Annotated in this window: 17 protein-coding genes, 2 pseudogenes and 2 riboswitches; of the genes and pseudogenes, 16 read left to right on the top strand and 3 right to left on the bottom strand. The window is 54.3% G+C overall.

What is annotated here, in order from left to right:
• Positions 1–236: 236 nt before the first annotated feature.
• The 13 genes and pseudogenes from KZ483_RS26415 to KZ483_RS26365 all read left to right on the top strand — a co-directional run.
• Positions 237–1,274: pseudogene (locus KZ483_RS26415) on the top strand (ATP-binding cassette domain-containing protein); the annotation flags it as partial.
• A 205-nt stretch (positions 1,275–1,479) separates the two neighbouring features.
• Entirely contained in the window at positions 1,480–2,274 is a 795-nt protein-coding gene (locus KZ483_RS26410; protein ID WP_220350478.1) for an ABC transporter permease, read from the top strand.
• Positions 2,275–2,284: 10 nt separating this feature from the next.
• On the top strand, positions 2,285–3,076 hold the full coding sequence (locus tag KZ483_RS26405; RefSeq protein ID WP_220353695.1) for an ABC transporter permease: 792 nt from the start codon (positions 2,285–2,287) through the stop codon (positions 3,074–3,076).
• Between the two features lie 33 nt (positions 3,077–3,109).
• Positions 3,110–3,592 (top strand): thioredoxin-dependent thiol peroxidase, encoded by a 483-nt coding sequence (bcp, locus tag KZ483_RS26400; RefSeq protein ID WP_220350477.1) that lies wholly within the window; start codon positions 3,110–3,112, stop codon positions 3,590–3,592.
• 292 nt (positions 3,593–3,884) lie between these two features.
• Complete coding sequence (locus KZ483_RS26395) at positions 3,885–4,919, top strand: AAA family ATPase (protein WP_220350476.1); 1,035 nt, start codon at positions 3,885–3,887, stop codon at positions 4,917–4,919.
• Positions 4,916–6,553 (top strand): DUF58 domain-containing protein, encoded by a 1,638-nt coding sequence (locus tag KZ483_RS28795; RefSeq protein WP_258881438.1) that lies wholly within the window; start codon positions 4,916–4,918, stop codon positions 6,551–6,553. Before KZ483_RS26395 ends, KZ483_RS28795 begins: the two co-directional genes overlap by 4 nt.
• Positions 6,531–9,107, top strand: coding sequence for a transglutaminase-like domain-containing protein (locus tag KZ483_RS28960; protein ID WP_309568683.1), 2,577 nt, complete (start codon positions 6,531–6,533; stop codon positions 9,105–9,107). The genes KZ483_RS28795 and KZ483_RS28960 overlap by 23 nt, the downstream gene beginning before the upstream one ends.
• A gap of 624 nt (positions 9,108–9,731) precedes the next feature.
• Positions 9,732–10,277 (top strand): annotated as a pseudogene (locus KZ483_RS28785) (carbohydrate ABC transporter permease); the annotation flags it as partial.
• On the top strand, positions 10,276–11,160 hold the full coding sequence (locus tag KZ483_RS26385) for a glycoside hydrolase family 38 C-terminal domain-containing protein (protein ID WP_309568617.1): 885 nt from the start codon (positions 10,276–10,278) through the stop codon (positions 11,158–11,160). The pseudogene KZ483_RS28785 and the gene KZ483_RS26385, both read left to right, overlap by 2 nt.
• A gap of 504 nt (positions 11,161–11,664) precedes the next feature.
• Complete coding sequence (locus KZ483_RS26380; protein ID WP_220350474.1) at positions 11,665–12,663, top strand: phosphotransferase enzyme family protein; 999 nt, start codon at positions 11,665–11,667, stop codon at positions 12,661–12,663.
• Between the two features lie 186 nt (positions 12,664–12,849).
• Positions 12,850–14,388, top strand: a complete 1,539-nt coding sequence (gene guaA / locus KZ483_RS26375) for a glutamine-hydrolyzing GMP synthase (protein WP_220350473.1) — start codon at positions 12,850–12,852, stop codon at positions 14,386–14,388.
• A 561-nt stretch (positions 14,389–14,949) separates the two neighbouring features.
• A riboswitch (purine riboswitch) is annotated at positions 14,950–15,050 on the top strand.
• A 131-nt stretch (positions 15,051–15,181) separates the two neighbouring features.
• Positions 15,182–16,570, top strand: a complete 1,389-nt coding sequence (locus KZ483_RS26370; protein ID WP_220350472.1) for an NCS2 family permease — start codon at positions 15,182–15,184, stop codon at positions 16,568–16,570.
• Positions 16,571–16,700: 130 nt separating this feature from the next.
• Positions 16,701–17,279, top strand: coding sequence for a hypothetical protein (locus KZ483_RS26365; protein ID WP_220350471.1), 579 nt, complete (start codon positions 16,701–16,703; stop codon positions 17,277–17,279).
• On the opposite strand, the gene KZ483_RS26360 is transcribed toward KZ483_RS26365, so the two are convergent.
• From KZ483_RS26360 to KZ483_RS26350, 3 genes are read right to left on the bottom strand one after another with little or no spacing between them, the layout of a single operon-like run.
• A complete protein-coding gene (locus KZ483_RS26360) occupies positions 17,270–17,917 on the bottom strand; it encodes a TetR/AcrR family transcriptional regulator (RefSeq protein WP_220350470.1) in 648 nt (215 codons plus the stop codon). The two genes, KZ483_RS26365 and KZ483_RS26360, sit on opposite strands and share 10 nt — an antisense overlap.
• Before the next feature lie 32 nt (positions 17,918–17,949).
• The gene (locus tag KZ483_RS26355; RefSeq protein ID WP_220350469.1) at positions 17,950–18,747 is read right to left on the bottom strand and encodes an ABC transporter permease subunit; all 798 of its coding nucleotides are present in this window, start codon (positions 18,745–18,747) and stop codon (positions 17,950–17,952) included.
• Positions 18,748–18,766: 19 nt separating this feature from the next.
• Positions 18,767–19,642, bottom strand: coding sequence for an ABC transporter ATP-binding protein (locus tag KZ483_RS26350; RefSeq protein ID WP_220350468.1), 876 nt, complete (start codon positions 19,640–19,642; stop codon positions 18,767–18,769).
• 337 nt (positions 19,643–19,979) lie between these two features.
• A riboswitch (purine riboswitch) is annotated at positions 19,980–20,081 on the top strand.
• A gap of 465 nt (positions 20,082–20,546) precedes the next feature.
• Here KZ483_RS26350 and purE point away from each other — a divergent pair.
• From purE to purB, 3 genes are read left to right on the top strand one after another with little or no spacing between them, the layout of a single operon-like run.
• The gene (gene purE / locus KZ483_RS26345) at positions 20,547–21,032 is read left to right on the top strand and encodes a 5-(carboxyamino)imidazole ribonucleotide mutase (protein ID WP_220350467.1); all 486 of its coding nucleotides are present in this window, start codon (positions 20,547–20,549) and stop codon (positions 21,030–21,032) included.
• Positions 21,029–22,213: a 5-(carboxyamino)imidazole ribonucleotide synthase gene (purK, locus tag KZ483_RS26340; RefSeq protein ID WP_220350466.1), complete on the top strand. Its 1,185-nt coding sequence runs from the start codon at positions 21,029–21,031 to the stop codon at positions 22,211–22,213. The genes purE and purK overlap by 4 nt, the downstream gene beginning before the upstream one ends.
• 6 nt (positions 22,214–22,219) lie before the next feature.
• Positions 22,220–23,515, top strand: a complete 1,296-nt coding sequence (purB, locus tag KZ483_RS26335; RefSeq protein WP_220350465.1) for an adenylosuccinate lyase — start codon at positions 22,220–22,222, stop codon at positions 23,513–23,515.
• The last annotated feature ends 31 nt before the right edge of the window (positions 23,516–23,546 follow it).

Below are 23,546 nucleotides of genomic sequence, written 5' to 3'. Positions count from 1 at the left end.
CCGCTTTCACAAGGCGTGGAACAAAGCACAATAATGTGTCCTGTTAGCGTATCCGCCAGGCATTTAGCTTTCTCTTATAAATCAACCCGTTTACGCATTCTTTAATCTGTTGTAGTATTACATATCATAAAATTATAAAATGTAACGTCGTATAGAAGCAAGTTTTATCTGCTAGAATCGAAAAAGGCACTTATTTCCCAGGAAATGTCGAGGTAAAAGAAAGGGAGTACACGCTTATGTTGGCGATTGATGTCAAGGATTTGCGCAAGCAGTTCAATGTTCAAAAAAACCGTGAAGGCCTGGCCGGAGCACTTAAGGATCTGTTCAAGCGGGAATATAACGAAATCACAGCCGTGAAGGACATCTCCTTCCAGATACCCCAGGGCGAAATATGCGGTTACATCGGCGAGAACGGCGCAGGAAAATCGACTACGATCAAAATGCTCACCGGCATCCTGGTCCCGACCTCCGGTCATTTGAAAGTAAACGGCTTCGTACCCTACAAGGAACGCGAAAAGTTCGTTCGCGGGATCGGCGTCGTATTCGGCCAGCGCAGCCAGCTTTGGTGGGATATCGGCGTAATCGAGTCCTTCCGCCTGCTGCGCAAAGTGTACCGGGTACCGGAGGCGGAATTCCGCACACGGCTTGATGAACTAGTGGAGCGGCTTCATCTCGGCGAGCTGCTTAACCGTCCCGTGCGCAAGCTCAGCCTCGGCCAGCGGATGCGGTGCGAGCTTGTCGCATCCCTGCTGCACAACCCGTCGATCCTGTTTCTGGATGAGCCGACGATTGGGCTCGATATTGTGGTGAAGACGGAAATACGGGATTTTCTTAAAAAAATAAACCGCGAGCACGGCACAACCATCCTGCTGACCACCCATGATCTGCAGGATATCGAAGCGCTCTGTTCCCGCGTTATAATGCTGGATGACGGACGCATTATCTATGACGGCGGATTGGAGGAGCTGAAGTCGCGCTGGAGCAAGGGGCGGGAGATTCAGTTTCAATTCGGCGAGCTTCCGGAAATCGGCGAATTACGTCAGCTCACCAGCGGTTTGGATAGCGTGACCTGGTCGGTGGACAATGAATTGACCGCTACAATGTGGCTGCCTCACGAAGTGAATGTGTCCGATGCTTTGGCCCGTGTCGTCGGAGGCGGGGCTGATATCCGCGATATCAAAATCATGGAGACGAACACGGACGAGATCGTCCGGGAAATATACCAATCGGGCTCGGCTTCCCAGGAAGCAGCCGATAAGCTCAGCCAACCCGCAATCGATGAGGAACAATCCGCACTTCTTGATACCGCCGGTGCTAAGAACCTGGAAGACACGGTTTCAGACAGTGAAACTGCCGGCACGATAGGCGGGGAAGACGCGGATTCGGACAACAAAGCTGCCGGCACCAAGGCCGGGAAAGACGCGGATTCAGACAGCGAAGCGGTTGGTGGGCCTGATAACAAGAAGGAGCAGGTGCGTAATGACTAGCGCATATCTGGACCTTATCCGTATCCGTTTCCTTATGATGCTGGCTTACCGTGTGAACTATTACAGCGGCATCGTCATCTATGCGATCAATATAGGCGCTTATTATTTCCTATGGGAAGCGATTTACGGGACGCAGAAAATACTCGGGGGCTTTACGCTTGCTCAGATGACGACCTATGTAGCGGTATCGTGGATGGCCCGCGCTTTCTACTTCAACAACCTTGACCGCGAAATCGCAAGCGAAATCCGCGACGGCAGCGTAGCTATACAGTTCATCCGGCCGTATAATTATTTATTCGTCAAAATGATGCAGGCCTTCGGTGAAGGGATTTTCCGCCTGCTCCTCTTTATGGCACCGGGACTTGTTGTCGTCTGCCTGATCTTCCCGGTCAAGCTGCCGACCGACCCGGGAGTATGGGCGCTCTATTTTGTCATGCTGGTGTTGAGCTTTCTTATTAATACGCAAATTAATATGCTGACGGGACTGTTCGCCTTTTTCGTGGAAAATAACGAGGGGATGCTGCGGATGAAGCGGGTGCTCGTCGATCTGTTCTCGGGCGTAATCGTACCGGTGTCATTCTTTCCCGGCTGGCTCGCGATAGCAATGAAATGGCTGCCGTTTCAGGCGATCACCTATCTGCCGAGTTCTGTGTTCACGGGAAGAGTCGCGGGAGACGAAGCGCTGCGCGTGCTTGGCGTGCAAATCATCTGGTTCCTCGTGCTGATCGTACCGATCGCTTGGGTATGGCGGCAGGCGCGGTACCGGCTGTTCGTGCAGGGAGGATGACGCAAAAATGATGTTTTACTGGTCCTTATGTGTGGAATATTTAAAGAACTATGCGAAGACCAGGCTTGCCTACCGGATGGATTTCTGGGTCGAGGTGTTGTCCGACCTGCTCTTCCAGGGGGTTAACCTGATCTTTATCCTCATCGTGTTCCAGCACACGCCGTCGCTCGGCGGCTGGTCTGAGGCGGAGGTTGTCTTCGTATACGGCTTCTTCATGGTTCCTTTCGGAATTTTCGGAGTGTTCTTTAATTTATGGAACTTCGGAGAACGCTATATTATAAAGGGCGAAATGGACCGTATTTTGACCCGGCCCGCTTACAATCTGTATCAGGTGCTGCTTGAGAATATGGATCCGCCGTCCTTGTTCGGCTCCCTTGTCGGAGCGGTTATCATGGCACTCAGCTGGTCTGAGCTCGGTCTGCCCTTTGAAGCGCTTGACGTGCTGATGCTTGTCGTGTTCATCATTGGCGCAGTGCTGATCTACGGGGGAATGTACATTGCCCTGACGGCGATATCCTTTTACTCCGATGCGCCGACAGGCATTTTGCCGCTCATGTACAATCTCCAGAATTACGGTCGCTACCCGGTCAACATTTATAACAAAACGATCCGTTTCCTGCTGACGTGGGTGCTGCCGTTCGCTTTTGTCGGCGTTATTCCGGCATCGTATTTTCTCGGTCGGCACGAAGACGGATTATCGAGCTTGGCGCTTCTAACGCCGGTAGTCGGAATTGTTATGCTGTCGATCGGTCTAACGGTGTGGAATCTTGGGGTTAAACGGTACCGCGGCGCCGGTTCGTAAGCTGCTCGGCTGCAAGAAGGAAAGGACGAAACAATGGCTAAAATTAAGGCAAAGGCATTCGTAGGCAAAAAGGCGCCCGACTTCTCGCTTGAAGCGGCAGGCGGCCGTCAAGTGAAGCTCTCCGATTATATCGGGCAAAAGGTTGTGCTGTTCTTCTACCCGAAGGATCTGACTCCTGCCTGTACGCAGGAATCATGCGATTTCCGCGATGTCTATGCGGAGTTTCGCGAATTGGGCACAGTCGTGCTCGGTATCAGCATTGATACAGCTGCGACACATGAGCGGTTCGCCGCCAAGTACGAGCTGCCCTATGAGCTGCTGGCTGACCCGGAGCACAGGGTATGCGAGCTCTACGGGGTGTGGCAGCTGAAGAAGCTTTACGGCCGTGAATATATGGGCTTGGTCCGCTCGACGTTCCTCATTAACGAGAAGGGCAAGCTCGTACGCGAGTGGCGGAATATCAGAGTCAAGGGGCATGTTCAGGAAGTGCTGAAGGCGGCGCAGGAATTGAAATAGCGATGAAACGAGAAGGGCTGTTTCCCGGCAGGGGAGCGGCCTTTTTTGTATGCGAAAAAGCAGGAAGACCGGCTAAACGCATTAAAGCGGCCTCCGCTGTGTATGCGCCCCCAGAAGGAGTCGGAATGTCGACTTAAAACGGAGCCGACGTGATGCCGAATCGGGGGCTCGGTGCCGACTTGGTCTTGTTGCCCTCTTTGCTATTAATCTAGCAGGTGTAAAGATCGCGGGAACTGGAGAAACTGGTTGATAGAATCGCGTGATAGGGCGTTATGAAAGGACGTGAGCGGGAATGATTCCAAAACAATCGGCGGAAGAATGGCAGGCAGACGATTTTCCGGTGGAAAAGCAGCAGGATAGCTGGCCGGAAGCGGCGAGTCAGCTGCTTCGGCTGATGATGGCACGGGTGAACAGTGTGCTTCTCGGCAAAAGCGAGGTTGTGGAGAGGGTCTTTGCCGCGCTGCTTGCGGGCGGGCATGTGCTGCTCGAGGATGTGCCGGGCGTCGGCAAGACGCTGCTTGTGCGAGCCATCGCACGGGTTATAGGCGGAGAATTTCGCCGCATCCAGTTCACCTCGGATATGCTGCCGGCCGATGTCATCGGGGGGCTCGTATGGGATGGGAAGCGGGGCGACCTCGTGTTTCGCCAGGGCCCGCTTATGGCCAATGTGGTGCTGGCGGATGAAATAAACCGTACCCCGCCCCGTACGCAATCGGCGCTGCTGGAGGCCATGGAGGAGCGGAGTGTTACGGCGGACGGGGAAACGATGCGGCTGCCGCAGCCATTCATGCTGCTTGCGACGCAGAACCCGCTTCGCGACGACGGGACGTATCCGCTGCCGGAAGCGCAGCTGGACCGTTTTATGATGCGGCTGACCGTTGGATATCCGTCGGCGGAGGATGAAATTGCGATGCTGGAGGGCGGCGGGCATCGTCTTCAGCCTGAGCAGCTGCGGCCTGTAATCATTCCGGAGGAATGGCTGCGGATGCAGCGCGATGCGCAGTCGGTGCACGTGCATTCGGCCCTGCTGGCGTATGCGGTACAAATTGTGGGTACAACTCGAACCGCTGCGGAGCTGACGCTCGGAGCAAGCCCGAGGGCAACGCGGGACTGGGTTCGGGCTGCGCAGGCGACCGCATATGTTGACGGACGCCGGTTTGTTCTGCCCGACGATATGAAGGAGACGGCAGAAGAGGTGCTCGCTCACCGTTTGGTTATGAGGGATGCGGCTGCGGCGGAAGGGATAACGGCGGCGGATGTGCTGCGCCGGATCCTCGCTTCGACTCCGGTGCCGGCACCGTCCGGCGAAGGCGATCGACGCCGATGAACGGAAGAGGGAAAGCCTTCCGCGGCGCCGCAGCTTCGGTTCCGGCGGATGCAGCGGCAGTTAGTGGACCAGGAACCGGTGCTCCGGGTACCCATGTAAAAAGGGTGTATAAAACAGACGCTGCTCATATGAAAAAGAGCTTGGCTGTTGCAGTCGGAGACCGGAAGCCGCAGAGCCGCCATTTTGCGCGGCTTGTGCTTATCCTGCTTCTGGCGGCATGCGGCGCAGCTCTGCAATCACGGGGAGGCGCCGTGGAGTGGCTTCTGTTTGCCACTGCCGCCGCAATGGCGGTATGGTGTATCGTTATTCCATACGCGGCGGTTGGACGTATTACGGTCGAGAGGTCGATCGATGCGGGAGCACGGCTTGTGGACGGGGGAAGTATGATTGTCCGTTTGACAGTCCGCAGCACAAGACCGCTGCCGATGATGTGGGTATCGGTAAAGGAGGAAATCATAAATGCTTCGGAGGCGGAGGGCAGCCGACCTTCACCGCCTTTATTATTCCGTGCAATAGCACTTTCCTTGTTCAGCCGCAAACAAACAATAAGCTACACGGTTATGGGTCTGCAAAGAGGAGAGCTGCTGTTCCGTCCGGTTCGCATTACGGTCGGCGATTTGCTTGGCATGAGCATGCGAAGCTTCATTATTAGCACCGATGGCCGGGCGCTTGTAAGGCCGGTGCCGCCGCAGGGCGACCGAATAGAAGGCCTGCCGGGTTCTCTTGCCCGAACCAAACCGGTTCATAAACGGCCGATTGATTCAATCGGGGCTTCGTCGATGAGTGCTGCTGCGGCAGTGCGCCGTTCAGGTTCGGGGGTCCAGTCGCGGGTATACGTTCCAGGAGACCCGCTGTGGCGGGTTAATTGGCGTGCCATGGCGAGAGGGCTCGGCCTGCATACCCGCATTAGCGACGCCGAGCTGCCGGGCGATACGGTCATACTGCTCGACGCATCGAAGACTGTATATACCGGCGACGGACGGTTGTTCGATGCGAACGCGGGACGTGCCTGGCTCGCGGTGCGCAGCGCTTGGGAAGCGGGAAACGGCATCAAGCTGATCTGCACCGACCTCGAAGAAACGCGTATTCACATTCGGTCCGGAGACAGATCGGCGCTGCGAAATGCGGAAGAGCGGCTCGCCCGGCTGCGGGCGGATGGCGTGAAGCCGCTGGCAGAATGGCTGGCAGATATAACCGCCTCACTGCCGCGCGGCGCTGCCTTTGTTTGCTTCAGCGCCGTTCATTCGGACCTGCCGGACGGGGCGGCGGTTATGGGGGGAGCGGCCCGAAAGCCCGGAGATTTGACCGGCGCGAGCAGGGCCAGAGGGGGAAATTCATCGCTTGCCGCAGCTGAAGCCGGCAATAAAATTTATGGCAGCAGCTTGGAAGACTCGCCGGCCGGTCATATGTCATCTATTTATCACGCAGCAAGGATTGCCGGAGTTCGCGGAGCGCGGCTCTATATGTTGTTTTCATGCAGAGGAGCTGTTCCTTCGGATGCTGAAAGGCGGTGGCAGGAGCGGCTCAGTGGAGCCGGCTGCTTCGCCGGATTGCTTCCGGTTCCTGCTGATTACCGGAAGCAGCCGGAAATTGCGGAGGGAGTGGATCGCGATGCAAGCGCAGCAATCAGCTAGCCGAAGCGCTGGGAGAATACGGGAAATCGACAAGGAAGGCGCGGTCTTTTTCAATAAGAGTTCCCGGCGCTTCGTTACCAGCCTTCTGCTCTTTGGCCTTATGACGGAATGGCTGCTGCCGCTGGAGCAGTTAAAGGCCTATACGGAACTGTACCGCGTCGGCCCGGTTATTGCGGCGGTGGGCTGCTTTCTGGCCGTCGGACTATTAGTGCCTCCGGTTTGGGCGTCGCTGCTTCTTAACGGGGTCGTATGCGTCGGTGCGGTGCTGTATATGTTCAGCGTGCAATCCCCTTCTGCCGTCGATTCAATGGCGAGGCTGATCCAGGCGCTTAGCGGTGATGCGCTTCGCGTTATGGAGGGTCACCTGCAGCTAAGCGGTGAGACGCGGACGCTGCTGCTCATCATGGGGCTCGGCATGATGGCTGCAGCCGTGCAGTCGCTCGTCTGGCTCAGGCAGTGGGGACTCGGTTTAACGGCGCTTACCGCTCTGTATTTGCTCGCTTTATACGCCTTTCTCGGGATTGATGTGCTCCCCGGTCTGATTCGGGCATGCACGGAGGGTCTGCTGTTAAGCGCGCTGCTGACGCTTCCGAGAATCGAGCGGCTGCTTGGTGCTGTACATTCTGTCCGCTCCCGGAACGGCTCGGTAGGCGGATGGCCCGTGAGCTGGTGGAGCGGGGCGGCATTGGCAGCCGTTCTTCTAACGGCTGCGGGAGTGATTGCCCAGTGGGGAACGCTTCCGGCCGCAGGGCCTGCACCGTGGGTCACGGAAGCAGTTGATTGGGGAAAGACGCATTTGACCAAAAGCCGGACGGCCGCAGTTTCTCGCAATGACAGCATTAATGCGTTGAATTCGGGCGCAGTTCCGGGTACCGCCGGCCTGACCGGCTACGGATTCGATGACAGCCGGCTGGGCGCGCCGATTTCGCCGGATTCGACAGCGTTGTTTACGGTTTTATCTCCTGAATCGACCTACATGCGAGGTGAGAGTAAGGCTTTTTACAATGGCCAAGGCTGGGATCAGCCCAACCAGCGCATGGAGGAGAAAACGATAGCGGAGAATAAGGGTACGGCCGGAATGGAGGCGTCAAACAGCCCGGGTGCGGGTGGAGCGACAGCAGAACCTGATGTGGGTGCAGCGGGCGAGACGGGTCGTGTGATCCGTCAGACGGTGACGGCGGAATACCCGTCGCCAGGGTGGCCGTTGTTGACGGCGGGAGCGGATGCGCAGGTTGTCGCGCTTAACCCGGTTGTAGATGACAGAAAGGCGGCCTACCGATACAGGCTTAATACTGCAACCGGTGCCCTGTACCCTGCTGACGGCGAGCTCGTCAAGCAGTATACGATCGAGACGCGCATGCCGGATATGAGCGCCGATACGCTGCGGACTGTAGACGGCTCGGTTTCCGATCCCGCAGATATCGCGGAAGAGTATACACAGCTTCCATTATCACTGCCCGCTCGCGTAGGCGGGCTTGCCAAGGAAATCGCGGACGGAACGGGGGGCGGACGTTATGAGACGGTAAAGGCCATCGAAGCGTATTTACGCAGTCATTTCGCCTATACTCAGAAGGGCACGTCGGTCCCGGTCATGGGGGAAGACTTCGTCGATCAATTTTTGTTCGAACAGAAACAGGGCTACTGTGTTCATTTTGCAACGGCGATGACGGTCATGCTCCGGACGCAGGGCATACCCGCACGCTATGTAAAAGGGTTCGCCCCCGGCGAAGCCGGCGACGGGGGCGCGCTTGAAGGTACGCCGAGCACAGGCGGTGCAAACGCGAAGGCTTACACCCTGCGGGCAAGCGATGCGCACGCTTGGGTGGAGGTGTTTTTCCCGGGCGTCGGCTGGGTGCCTTTCGAGCCGACGCCGGGCTTCGCTGCGCCGGCGGGCGAAGCCGGCGGCGCAGGCGCAGCGGCATCGGCGGCCGATTCGGCCGATGCCGCGCAGCACGGGCTTGCCGCGGCGGCGGGCAATGCCGCAGCCCCGGTCGGCGCTGGGCGCGCCGCGGAGCGCGCCATGCGCGCGGCAGCGCAGCTGCAGGCGGCCGCGGTGCGGGCCGCCGAAGCCGCTATGCGCGAGGCGAATGCCCTCGCGCAAGCGGCCCGCGGCGCAGCGGCGGCCAGGCCGTGGGCCGTGGCCGCGCTGGCCGCGTGCGCCACAGCCGCCGCCGTGCTCTCGGCGGCGGCGTGGCGCAAACGCGAACGCTTCGCGTTCGCAAGCGCGCTGCGCCGGTACGGCAGCGCGCTTGATACGGGCCGGCTCACAGCGGCCCGCGGGCAGTTCCTCGCGCTCGCGGATGCGTGCTGGCGCGAGCTGTACAGGCGCTGCGGCGCCCGGCCGGCGCACAGCACCGCACGCGAATATGCGGCGGCGCTAGCCTTGCCGCCGCAAACCGCGCAGCTCGTGGCCGACTTCGTCCGCTGGGACGAACAGGCGCGGTATGACGCCGACTGGCTGGAAATGCCGACGAAGGAACAGGTCGGAGCATTTCTTTCCGCGCTGTCACATCAGACCGAGCCAAGGCGCATAAGCATCGGAAAGCAGCTGTAAACGCCGGAGTATGGTTTTGACTGATAATAACACGTGGTTCCCCCGAAGGGAGCAGGAACCAAAGCGATACCTGACAGAGCTAAGAACTTTCCTAAGTTTTTAAAGTCAAATCCGATAGAATAGAACCAAAATAAAAATCGCAGCGGCGCCTGGGACACGAAACTAGTCCTGGCCCACCGCTGCCGTTATTCGTGGAGCAGGGGAAGGTAACCGTCACAGGATAAGTATTAGTTCGCGGATGGTCTCCTTCCCTGATATCTGCTCAAGAATATTTTTGCGTCTATCCGGCGCCTTTGCGGGTTCGGGACATGCTTCAACGGCCTGTCCATATTACATTGATTTAAAAATATAATGGATGATGAAGATATAGATTCCGACCAAAAGAACCCTCAATCAGGAAGCTGATTGAGGGTTCTTTTTTGGTAGCGCCCAGCATGGGCGTCATCCCTATACTCCGTTGTTTTCTTTTTCCTTCTCCACCAGAAACTCCTCAGATGATTAGCTAAACACAATGCGGTCGCCTTTAAAATACGATTGACCCCCGCGGTTGATCGGATTGACCGTCCTGCCCGGCGGACGGTTGACTTTATAATAAAAGGGAACCTAGAAGAGGAGAGAGAGCCGATGCACAAGAGAAAGCTGCAGGCCTACATCTTTACGTTTCCCAGCGTATTGATAACGCTCGTACTGGGCATCTACCCCATTACATGGGCGCTTCGTTACATGCTCTATGATTATCCGGGCTTCGGTTAGCCCCGGTTTACCGGGCTGAACAATTTCTACCGGATCGCGAGGGACGAACAGTTCTGGCAGTCCGTCGTCAACACCTTCGTCTATGCCGGAGGCAAGCTCGCGCTGACGATCCCGCTGTCACTCATACTGGCGGTGATTCTTAACAGGGCGCTGCGGGGACGCCAGCTGCTGCGCGCCGTCTATTTCCTGCCGACGATTTTCAGCGCTTCGGTCATGTCCATCGTGTTCTATATCATCTTCAATTCCTATAACGGCATCATTAATCAGTTCCTGATGAAGCTGCATATCGTGTCCGGACCGATCGACTGGCTCGGTGCGAGCCATGCGATGCTGACCGTAATAATTACCGCCGTATGGGGCGCCGTCGGCAATTACATGCTGCTCTTCCTGGCCGGATTGCAGAGCATTTCGGACGATGAGCCGTCACGAAGCATGGGATATCGACATTTTCTATACTGAAAAAATGACGGCCGTTACCGATCTGCTGGACATGCAGCTTGATGAGATGGGGCCGCTGCGGGCGGTAATCAGCTTCGTTTGGAGGTATGGCAATTCCGTCATTCGCCAGAAAATGATCGTGTATGCGGGCAGCCGCCGAATCGATTATGATACGCATATCGATTGGCGGGAGCGGCGGCAGCTGCTGAAGGCAGCGTTTCCGGTCAACGTCCGGTCAACGGAGGCGACCTATGACATCCAGTTCGGCAATGTGAAACGTCCGACCCATTGGAATACGAGCTGGGATTACGCTCGTTTCGAGACGGTCGGCCACCAGTGGGCGGACTTGTCCGAACGCAGGTACGGCGTCAGCCTGCTCAATGATTGCAAATACGGTTACGACGTGAAGGACAACGTGCTCCGGCTGTCGTTGATCAAGTCCGCGATGGTGCCCGACGAAACGGCCGATCAGGGGGAGCATATTTTCACATATTCCCTCCTGCCGCATGAGGGCGACTGGTTTGCAGGCAGGACGGTGCAGGAAGCGTGGGCGCTAAACAATCCTTTGACCTGCGAGCCGGGAGAGGCAGACGGCGGAAGCTTCTCCATGTTCTCGTTGTCTGCGGACCATGTCGTGATCGACACGGTCAAGAAGGCGGAGGACGGGGAGGCGGTCAGCGTCAGGCTGCATGAGTTCTCGGGAGCCGGCGGACAGGCGGTGCTGCGAAGCGGAAGAACCATTGTCTCATGGACGGAGTGCGATTTGATGGAGAATGAGCTCACGGCGGCGGCCCCGGGTCCTGAAGCGGCTTTCGCGATCGCTCCTTATGAGATCAAGACGTTCATGGTCCGGCTAGCTTAATGGCCGGGCGGGTGGAGAAGCCCCGTTATTAGGGCATCAACGAGCGCGAGCCTGCACCTCATTCATCAGATGTTCAAGGAAAATATTGACATATGTCTTAGGAAGTGTATACTGAAAGTATCGATAAGTGAAGGGAGTGAGTACGCGCAATGACGAACGATATGAATGTTTTATCGAGATTCACCCTTCGTTGCCCCTCACTTCTACGGTTGGCGCTTTCCTGATGCCCGAGAAACGATGAGTCCAGGCGAACTAGAGGCCTGGGCTTTTTATTTGTTCGTGCCCAAGAAGCTGCGGGGGGTTAATGGACCGCGGCTTCTTTGTGCTGCTATAGAAATGTATAAGTATTTGCGATACTTTCTCTATAGTTCACATGGGAGGAACGTACTTCGCCGGAATAAGACGGCGTTTCGCTTCTTCCTGTGCCCGGCTGTTCCTCCCTGCAATTGTCAAACCGCCCGAAGTACGGCAGCGGCCACATTAACCAATGGAGGTTTTGCCGGAATGATGATGAAATTAAGTACGATGAAGAAGGTTATGGATACCGTGGATGCGGATTGGAGGAGCCCGCTGGCAGATCAGATCGCCGCACCATGGGGGTATGACCCGGGATCTGTATTGTGCTTGCGGTGCAGCGCGAACTTCGTATTTGTACTGCGCAAGGAAGGTCGGCTATATTTTCTGCGCTTCAACGATGCGTGCGAGCGGGAGCTCAGTCAAGTGGAATCGGAGATCGGACTTCTGCTCTATCTTCGCGATCAGCCCGTCCGGACCGCGCAGCCTGTGCCTTCGCGCAGCGGCAAGTACGTGGAGACTGTGCACACCGAAGTTGGAACGTATCATGCAGTTCTCTTCGAAGCGCTGCCGGGCGACCAGCTCGAGATCGAAGACCTCAATGCAGCGCAATTTCGCAATTGGGGGAGCGCTCTGGGCCGTCTTCATCACATTTTAAAAAGCATACCCGAATCGTTCCGCCGCAGCCGCTTGAGCTCGAGGGATAGACTTGAGATCGTCCGCGGCTTGCTTCCCGGCCACGAACAATCCGCCATAGCTGAGCTTCACCGAATTATCGATTGGGCGGAGCAGCTGCCTGTTACCGGTGATAATTACGGTCTGATTCATTACGATTTCGAATTGGATAACCACCGATGGGAGGGCCAAACGGTCGGGACGCTCGATTTTGACGATTGCTGCGCGCACTGGTATGCAGCGGACATTGCCAATGCTCTAGGAGATGTGTCCAAATATGAAGTCGATGTAAGCCATCCCGGGGTTAAAGCCTTTATAGAAGGTTATATTACGGAAACGCCGCTTGATCCCGATATGATCGCCGCGCTGAATTGGTTCAAACGAATGGATAACCTGTTAGGATTCGCCGACCTGCTTCGCGTTATAGATCTGCCCGACGCACCGGAAGATCCCGAATGGCTGAGCAAGCTTCGCAGCAAGCTGCTCGCCGCAGTCGACGGTTACCGGTCACACCTGGACACCTTCGAGGACTGATTATACAACCTTTGAATTACCGTTCACCTGAGCCAAGCCTTAATGCCGAAGTCCTTCCGCCTTGACTGTCCCAAACGCCGTTATATATAATTATCACATTGATTTGAGCGTATGCTTCCGAAACGGGATTGTTGCACCGTAGGATGGAAACTTGAAGTATCGCCAAAAGTCTTGAGGAGGCTCGGCATGGATAAGCCAAATGAAATAATCGTTGTCCTCGATTTCGGCGGACAATACAACCAATTAATCGCAAGACGTATCCGGGATTTGGGCGTATACAGCGAACTGCTGCCTTACAACACGCCGGTTGAGCGGATCCGCGAACTGCAGCCGAAAGGCATCGTGTTCTCGGGAGGTCCGGCAAGTGTTTATGAGGAGAAGTCGCCGCTCGTCGACCCGGCTATATATGATCTCGGGCTGCCGATCTTCGGCATCTGCTACGGCATGCAGCTGATGTCCCACCAGTTGAAGGGCAAAGTCGAGCGTGCAGGCAAGCGCGAATACGGCAAGGCCGATGTCGATTTCACAGCAGATTGCCATCTCGTACAAGGGCTCGAAAGCCGTCAAACTGTATGGATGAGCCACGGCGACCACGTCGTTCAGCTGCCTGAAGGCTTCCGCGTCGACGCGAGCACCGAGCATGCGCCGATCGCAGCGATGAGCCATGCGGAGCGCAAGTTCTATGCGGTGCAGTTCCACCCGGAAGTGCGCCATTCCGTATACGGCAATGAGATGATCCGTAATTTTCTCTATAACGTCTGCGGCTGCGAAGGCAACTGGAGCATGGAGACATTTATCGAAGATGCAATCCGCGATATCCGCAGCGAAGTCGGCAGCAGCAAAGTGCTGTGCGCATTATCGGGCGGAGTCGATTCTTCGGTCGTCGCGATTCTGCTCCACAAAGCGATCGGCGACCAGCTGACTTGTATGTTCATCGACCATGGTTTGCTGCGCAAAGGCGAAGCGGACAGCGTCATGGAGACCTTCGTCGGCAAGTTCGACATGAAGGTCGTGAAGATCGATGCGAGCGAGCGGTTTCTGGGCAAGCTTAGAGGCGTCGACGATCCGGAGCAGAAACGGAAAATCATCGGCAACGAGTTCATTTATGTCTTCCAAGAGGAATCTGCGAAGTTTGATGACTTCGAATTTCTGGCGCAAGGTACGCTGTACACCGATATCGTCGAGAGCGGAACGGCAACGGCGCAGACGATCAAATCGCATCATAATGTCGGCGGACTGCCGGAGGATATCAAGTTCAAGCTGATCGAACCGCTCAAGGCGCTGTTCAAGGATGAAGTGCGCAAGGTCGGCGAAGAGTGCGGCCTGCCGGAAGAGATTGTGTGGCGTCAGCCTTTCCCGGGTCCGGGTCTTGCGATCCGTGTGCTCGGAGAAGTAACGGACGAGAAATTGACGATCGTTCGCGATTCCGATGCGATTCTGCGTGAAGAAATCGCCAAAGCCGGCCTGAAGCGCGAAATCTGGCAGTACTTCACAGCGCTGCCGAATATGAAAAGCGTCGGGGTCATGGGCGATGCCCGCACCTATTCATACACGGTCGGTATTCGCGCCGTTACCTCGATTGACGGCATGACCGCCGATTGGGCGCGCATTCCGTGGGATGTGCTCGAGAAGATCTCGGTGCGAATCGTCAACGAAGTCGACAATGTCAACCGTGTTGTCTACGACATCACATCGAAGCCGCCGGCTACGATCGAGTGGGAATAAACAAACCAAATGCAGCTTGTCTCCGGTTATGGAGGCAAGCTGCATTTTTTTGAAAGTGGTAAGACATCCGACTTGAAAAAATTCTGCAATTGTTATTTACCATTTATGGATAATGTAACTTGTATTGGACTTCATCTTAATATTGTATACTTTTCATGATAAAATTGATCAACCTGGACAGAAAGCGTTCATTGAATTCAAATTATCAATATCTTTTTGGGTTGGAGGCGCCTCAGTCCATGAAAAAAGTAACGGTTATTATAGGAATTGTTTGTGCCCTTGTTCTAATAATGTCGGGTTGCGGGGCCCAAAATATGAAAAACTTCTTGATGTTATATTTAGATTAATTGGATAAAAAGTTAACCATGTTAAGAGGGCGATGGCCCTCTTAATTATTTTATTAGATACAAAAAAGGTGAGTTAGTCTTTTTGATCCTCTGTTACATAATCGATTCATGTTCTGACTGTCTCTTGCTTGAATTACTGTAAATAACAGAGCGTCATGTCCTATTTTTACTGTTGACTTTTTTGTCGAACGATCCTTAGAATAATAGAATCACTTATACAAACTGCATACCTTTTCGTATAATCTCAAGAATCGGCTTGAGAGTCTCTACGAGGTCACCGTAAATGATCTGGCTACGAGAAGCAAGAAATCGTTAGGCACGGGTAACGGTCCGCCGTGCCGCCTTTTCTTGTTTTGCGCGTAACCTGAGAGAGCATGCCGCCTATGGCATCATTTTCTTGGGTTTTGTTTGTTCTGAACACATTTTTTGGGGAGGGCTTTACAAAAATGGAAGGTTTCTTTCGTCTGAAGGAAAACGGAACAAATGTACGGACAGAGATTATGGCAGGCCTTACGACTTTCATGACGATGGCTTATATATTGGCCGTCAATCCGGGTATTCTAGGCGGTGCCGGCCTTAACGTCTATTCGGTCTTCCTGGCCACTGCACTCGCAGCCGGAATATTCACAATCGCGATGGGCCTCTTCGTTAATTTTCCGGTAGCCCTTGCGCCGGGCATGGGACTCAATGCCTATTTTGCAACGACGGTACTGGCATCGAAAGCGACCAATTCCCCGATTACTCCGGAAATGGCGCTTACAGCCGTGTTCATCTCGGGAATTATTTTTCTCATACTAACTCTAACTCAAATCCGCCAGATGCTCATTACCGCTGTTCCAGACAGCTTAAAGCATGCGATCACGGTCGGTATCGGGCTGTTCATTACGATTATCGGCCTGAAGAACAGCGGCCTGCTGACAGTCGGGGTCGAAACGGTCACTGATATTCCAAAGGGCGTATTTACGGATGTGCTTGGGTTTGAAACCGTATTTCACATGGGAAGCCTGGAGAATCCGAGCGTTTATTTAACGTTGATCGGCCTGCTGCTCATTGCCGTGCTCATGGTTCTCCGCGTGCCGGGAGCTATATTATGGGGGATTCTCGGTACTACTGTCGTCGCGATTATTACCGGAAACGTTAATGTCGGCGCCGCGTTCGAAGGCCAGTCGTGGGCGCCGAACTTCGGCGAGCTGAACTTCTGGGACTTCGACTTTGCAGGCGTGTGGCATACAGGGATCATCTCTGTTATCGCGACCTTCACATTCGTCGAGCTTTTCGATACATTCGGCACGCTGGTCGGGACGGCCAATCGCGCCGGCATTATGAAGGACCCCGAGAAAGGCAAGAAGCGGGTCGGCAAGGCGATGTTCGTTGATGCGATCGGTGTTAGCGGCGGAGCAATGTTAGGAACGAGTACCGTTACGGCCTACATCGAGAGCTCGGCGGGTATCGCTCAGGGCGGACGGACAGGTCTGACGGCGGTAACGACCGGCGTGGCATTCCTTGCTGCCTTGTTCCTGTGGCCCATTATTTCACTTATTCCCGGGTCGGCAACGGCTGCCGCACTAATCATCGTTGGTGTGCTCATGATGCAATCGGTGAAAGAAATCGATTTTCAGGATATGGTATATGCGATTCCGGCTTTCCTGACGATTGCGCTTATGCCGTTCACTTATAACATTGCTAATGGTATTTCATTCGGCATCGTGACGTATGTTCTGCTTGCTGCAATCGCCAATCTGGCAGGAAAAGCAAAATACAACATACACTGGCTCATGTGGATACTGGCCATTCTTATTATTGCACGGTATGCTTTTATCGGCAGCGAAGGTTAACATCGTGAATAGAAGGCAAAAAAGACAGCGCTGGACCGGGCGCTGTCTTTTTTGCATTTCTCATCAGATTTTAATATGGACGGATTATACTGTTGCCAAACACAATACGACCTGGAAGGAAGTGCGCCCAATGACCCGATTGCTGCAAGCGGTAAAGAGCTTACCGTTAACCGCTCTGCTTAGAGTATGTTTACTGGCGGTTATGACGCTGACTTCCGCAGCCCTCTTCATTACATTGTCCGACTCCTGGTCCCGGGTGCTTGCCGGTTCGCAGTCGCCCGGTTTCCAGCGGAGCTTGAAAGACATCGGCACATTAATCGCCAAACCAGCTGAGTTCGGCATATTCGGCGCCGCCGGCTACTGGGTGCTTCGTGAGCTGATTGGGCGGCTCAAGAGTAAACCGGCGTTTCTTCTACCGCTGCTCAGAAGCGTCATGCTGTTTCTAAAACGCAATCACACCTTTATAGGCTGGTTTATCCTTATTGTCGCAGTCAGCCACGGATGCTTCTTCCTCTTCATAGATCAGCACAGCACGAAGGACCTTATCACAGGCTTAAGCGCATTTACAGGCCTTGCCATAGTAAGCGGGCTGGGGATCTATTATTCCAGGGCCAGAAAGAAGAAGATACAATCGGCGATCCACAGGAAATGGCACTTCGCTGCAGCCGTCATGTTTATTGTGTTGTTTCTGATTCATCTTTACCTGTAAACCCCATATTTGATAATTTCGATGTATTCGTCGATTTCCTTTGCAACCGATTCATAGTGCGCGGGCATGTCCTTGTTCGTTGTGTACAACTGCATATATTTGTTGGATATTTGAGTGAGCATCATAATGGTCAAATTAAAGACACTCTCTCCGGAGACGCCTTCGCGCAGCGGCAGCGAGGAGACCAGTTCCCCCTTGAAGACTGCATGAAGAGAAAGAGGGTCCCCGAATGTTCGTTCATAATCGGCAACCATTGTCCCGATTTCGCTCTTAACCGGAACCGGGGGTTGAGACATCGTTTTTAGAACCAGCTGCGTTTCTTGGAAATATTGTATCGCTACACTTTGCTTTATAAGAATAATCGCCTTAATCCGCTCGAAAAAATCAGTCGTTGCGAGTTTATCGATTTGTTCCATCGTGACCTCGACGAGCAGCTTTAAACAATGCTCGAAGACTGCAAGAAACAAGTTTTTCTTGCTCTTGAAGTAGTGGAACAGAATGCCCTTCGAAATCCCTGCCCGTCCGGTAATCGTATCGGTAGAGGTGTTCTCATACCCGTTTTTGGAAAATTCATCGATGCAAATGGTCAGGATAAGCACCTTTTTCTCTCCGGGAAGCTTCTCGAAAGCTGGATACACTTCAAACACCTCTACTTTTTACTTTACCCGCTCTAAACGGAAATATCTTTTCGATTAAAATACCAGTGCGCGCTGAGCACTGACAGAACAATGATCCCGAGCATGATGCACAAATAGACCGGATCAAGCGCGTTATTCTTTATTATACCAGCTGCATCGACGTACTTAAACGGACTGACAAATTTGAGAAAATCAAGCTTTTCCGATACGCCTGCCATAATGCTGAAGAAGTATGTGACAAATACAAGGCCAAGCGATACCGAAACAACCGTTCTGCTTCTTCGCACAATGGCGGACAGCAGGAAGGAGACGCCGGCAAAAGTCAGATGCAGCAGAAACCCGCCTACAGCAAGCAGCGCGAACGTTCCGGCATCGACTCCAGAGTCCCTCCCGAATTGAAATCCGATCAGGCTGGCGGCCACAACGACAGCATTAAAGACCATTACATTGAGCAGGACGGCCAGCCATTTCTCCGCTGCGATCCGGGTTCGGGTGACCGGTTTGGAGAGCAGAAATTCAATTGTTTTCTCGGACTGCTCTTTAACTAAAATATTGGATGCCAGCATCGAAGCATAGATGCCGCCAAGCAAAGTCGTCATCATGTAGACTTCTACGGCATAGAAGCCAATTAAAGTACCGAAGTCGAGTTTATCCATGCCAAACGCTTTTTTCAGACCATCCGGATAGGCTTCGAGCATAGCGTCGAGGCCTTTCTGCTGCTCGGCCATCTGAGGATAGATGCTCAGCATGAGCAGCACGATGCCGCAGATAACGATGCTCCATATTATAAGACCCTTCAGATTTCTCTTAATTTCCCTTCTCAGAATCATACCCGTTCACTCCCGGTTCTTATTGATAATAATGCATGAAGATTTCATCCAAGGCGGGCTCTTCAATCCGAATATCCCTAAACGGAAGGTCCGCAATACGGTTAATTAGCGTTCTCATATCGCCGCTGTACATCAGCTTCAAATCGCTGCCTTGAACTTCCTGTCTGATGATGCCTTCGAACTGGAGTTCAAGCGTGTGAGGTTGATCAAGAGTTAAAGTAATGTTTTTCAGGTTATTTCTGATGAGATTATCTACGGTTTCGACTTTAATGAGCCGGCCTTCTTTAATAATGGCTACCCGGTCGCACATCTTCTGAACTTCGCTGAGAATGTGGGAGGAGAAGAAGATGGTCGCCCCTTTGTTCCGTTCTTCCGCGAGCAGCTCGAAGAAAGCATGCTGCATGAGCGGGTCGAGGCCTCCCGTCGGTTCATCGAGAATAAGCAGTCTGGGCTCGTGAAGGAGTGCCTGAACGATTCCGACCTTCTTCCGGTTGCCGAAGGAGAGGTCCTCGATCTTCCTGCTTAAGTCAAGATCGAGCCGCTGCGCCAGCTCCACCATTCTCCTCTTGCCGTTGTACTTGTGGAAGGCGGCCGAGTAGCTCAGCAAATCCGCCACCGTCATATCGTCGTAGTAGTGGACCTCGGACGGAAGGTAGCCGATGCTCTGTCTGATTTCCCTCGAGTGCTTCACGACGTCTTTCCCATAAATGGCCGCACTTCCGCTCGAAGGGTAAATCAAACCGAGCAGCGTTCGGATTGTCGTGCTCTTCCCTGCGCCGTTCGGACCGATGAACCCGAATACCTCGCCTTCAAGAATGGAGAAGGTCAAATCCGTAATTCCTCTGCTCTTATCGTATGTTTTCGTTAAGTGCCTAATATCGATGATGGCGTTCACGCGGCGGAGCCCTCCTTTGAATGGAAAATCAAATTGACTGGCCGGTCAATGTCATTCTATATCTCCATTGACTCGTCAGTCAATAGGTTTCTGAACAAGTACAAGGCTGCTGATCTCTTCAAAACGCCGGCAGCAATAATATGGGGTTGCGATGATCGGCAGCTTCCCGGCGGGTGAAACTGCCGACCATGACAAATACTATAATTTATGACCGGAAATAGTCCCGTCGGCAGGCAGTGAAAAAGCGAACTATAAATCAAATAAATCGCTTAATGTTCGTGTTTTCGCGTTGACAATCTGACATGGGATTGTTAAACTAGAAGAGAAAAAAGGTCATTTGTCGATTAATGATGAGCCTCGTATATCCTTGGGAATAAGGCCTGAGAGTATCTACCCGGAAACCGTTAATTTTCGGACTACGAGCCCATGAACAAAGAATCAGGTTGCCGCCTTGAAGGGGCAGCCTGCTGTTGTCTTTATCTTGAGGGAACACCTGCCCGCAGCGAGTGAATAAGCGAAGCCGGATGATCTCGAATAGGTAAGCGCGGAATTCTTTGCCTCAGCGGCTGTTCGTGTCCCGAAGCGTTCCAGGCGGAACCGGTGCTGAGGGACTTTTTTTTCGAAATATAAGAAAGTATAGGCTTCACGCTTATGCTGGGGCTTATATTCTCCGGAATGAAACGCGCTCCGCCGCGACGGCACAGAACCAAGCGCAACAGTAACGCGCTAATGGTTCGTGCGAAGCGACAGCCGTTTCACCTTGAAATATAAGAAAGTATAAGTTTCACGCTTATACTGGGACTTATATTTCTCCGGAATGAAACGCGCTCCGCCGCCTAATGGACGGCGTTCGGCCGTTTCACCTTGCTGGATTACACTTTATACAAAAGGTGGTTATAATCGCATGTCAGCGAAGGTGGGCGTCATTATGGGCAGCAAGTCCGATTGGGACACGATGAAGTTAGCCTGTGACGTCTTGGATGAACTGCAAATTGCTTATGAGAAGAAGGTCGTTTCGGCTCACCGGACGCCTGATCTCATGTTTGAATACGCGGAAACCGCCGCATCCCGGGGATTGAAAGTGATCATCGCGGGCGCAGGCGGAGCCGCACATTTACCCGGCATGGTCGCTGCAAAAACGATCCTTCCGGTTATTGGCGTGCCCGTCAAGTCCTCGAACTTGAACGGGCTCGATTCGCTTCTGTCGATCGTTCAGATGCCCGGCGGAATCCCCGTCGCTACTGTAGCGATCGGCAATGCAGGGGGCACGAACGCGGGACTCCTCGCAGCGCAAATCCTCGGCGCATTCGATCCGGACGTGCAGGCGCGCGTACAGGCCAGACGCGACCGGATTCAGCGCGAGGTGCTGGAAAGCAGTGAGACGCTATGAATAAAACGGCGAAGCGCGGAGCGGACTCGAAGGTGAAGGTTATACTGCCCGGCTCAACGATCGGTATTCTTGGCGGCGGCCAGCTTGGCCGGATGATGGCACATGCCGGAAGCGCAATGGGCTACCGTTTCGTCACCCTTGATCCGACTGCGGATGCGCCGTGCGGTCAGGTAGCGGAGCAAATCGTCGCGGACTACGACAACCGCGAAGCGGCCAGAGAACTGGCGAAGCGGGCGGATGTCATCACCTACGAATTTGAAAATGTCGATGCCGATGTCGCGGCTATGCTGATGAAGGAATCGTATGTGCCGCAGGGCAGCGAGCTGCTTTACACGACGCAGCACCGGCTGCGCGAGAAGCGTGCGATTGAGGCGGCCGGCGTGCAGGTTGCGCCGTACAGCGAAATCCGCAGCGCAGACGAGCTTCGCTCGGCGGTTGCCCGGTTCGGTTTGCCGTGCGTGCTCAAGACGGCGACCGGCGGCTATGACGGCAAAGGCCAGTGGGTGATTCGCAGCGAAGCGGAAATCGACGAAGCGTTCGAGACGCTCAGCCGCGCGCGCACGGAGCTCGTCCTTGAGCGGTTTATCCGTTTCGACAAAGAGCTATCCGTTATTGCGGCGAGAAATCCGCAGGGCGAAATCCGAACATTCCCCGCATCGGAAAATGTTCATGTGGAAAATATTTTACATCTGTCGATCGTGCCTGCAAGGATAGAGGAGTCGGTTCAGAGCGAAGCCCGGAGACTCGCGGCGCGTATTGCCGAAGGGCTTGGAGTTGTCGGACTTGTTGCAGTCGAGCTGTTCCTCACGGCCGAAGGGGAGCTGTTCGTCAACGAGCTGGCGCCAAGGCCGCATAACAGCGGGCATTATACGATGGAAGCGTGCCGTACTTCGCAGTTCGAACAGCATGTCCGCGCGATCTGCGGCCTGCCGCTTGGCGATACGTCTCTGCTGACGCCGGTCGTGATGGTGAACGTGCTCGGCGAGCACGTGGAACCGCTGCTTGAGCGCATGGCTGAGGCCGATCAAGCCGCGCAGCGGCTGGAAGTCGCGCCGAAGGTACACATGTATGGTAAGCATGAGGCAAAAGATAAACGGAAGATGGGCCATGTCAATGTGCTGGCGGCTGATGTCGACACGGCGCTGGACTGGATTTCCGAAACGAACATTTGGAGGGTATGACAAGTCATGTTAGAACGTTACAGCAGACCGGAAATGAGAGCGATCTGGACCGAAGAGAACAAATTTAAGGCGTGGCTCGAGGTTGAGCTTTGCGCGTGCGAGGCTTGGGTAGAGCTCGGCGTAATTCCACGGGAGGACGTTGAAGCGCTCCGCAGAAGCGCGACCTTCAACATCGACCGCATTAACGAGATCGAACTGGAAACGCGGCATGACGTCATCGCCTTCACGCGCGCGGTATCCGAAACGGTAGGTCCCGAGCGCAAGTGGGTTCATTACGGTCTTACCTCGACTGACGTTGTCGATACCGCACTTGGCTTTCTTCTGCTGCAGGCTAATACGATTCTGGAGCGGGATATCATCAATTTCATTGAAATTCTCCGCGGACAAGCGGTTGCTTATAAAGACACTCCAATGATGGGCCGTACGCATGGAGTGCATGCCGAGCCGACTACGTTCGGTCTTAAGGTGGCGCTCTGGTACGAGGAAATGAAACGCAATCTGGAACGTTTCCGTCATGCGGCAAACGGCGTACAGTTCGGCAAAATCTCCGGCGCTGTGGGCACCTATGCCAATATCGAGCCGTTTGTGGAGGAATTCACCTGCCGCAAGCTGGGTATTTCTCCGGCGCCGATCTCGACGCAAACGCTGCAGCGCGACCGTCATGCGGAATATATGGCGACTCTCGCGCTGATCGCGACGTCGCTCGACAAGTTCGCGACGGAAATTCGCGCTCTTCAGAAGAGCGAATTCCGGGAAGTGGAAGAGCCGTTCGCCAAGGGGCAGAAGGGGTCGTCGGCTATGCCGCACAAACGCAATCCGATCGGCTGCGAGAATATTTCCGGACTTGCCCGCGTTATTCGCGGCCATATGATTTCCGCATACGAGAACGTCACTTTGTGGCATGAGCGCGATATCAGCCACTCATCGGTCGAGCGAGTAATTTTGCCGGATGCAACGATGCTTCTCAACTATATGCTTAACCGTCTTGGCAACATCATTAAGAATCTCACCGTGTTCCCGGAAAATATGAAGCGCAACATGCAGCGCACATACGGCGTGCCGTTCTCCGGACGCGTTATGACGAAGCTGATCGACAAAGGCTTCAGCCGCGAGCAGGCATATGACACGGTTCAGCCTCGTGCTATGCAGGCATGGGAAGAGCAGCGTCAGTTCCGCGACATTATCGAATCGACGCCGGAAATTACCAGCGTTCTGTCGCCGGAAGAGATCGATGACGCCTTCAATCCGACATGGCACCTGAAGCATGTGGACACGATTTTCAAACGTCTGGAATTGATCTAACCTGCCGACCGGGCTGCGGATATCCCGCATG

This window comes from Paenibacillus sp. sptzw28, assembly GCF_019550795.1.
In the GTDB taxonomy this organism is placed as follows: Bacteria; Bacillota; Bacilli; order Paenibacillales; family Paenibacillaceae; genus Paenibacillus_Z.
Note: the sequence above shows the minus strand (reverse complement) of the source record. Positions and strands in the feature narration are given on the sequence as shown.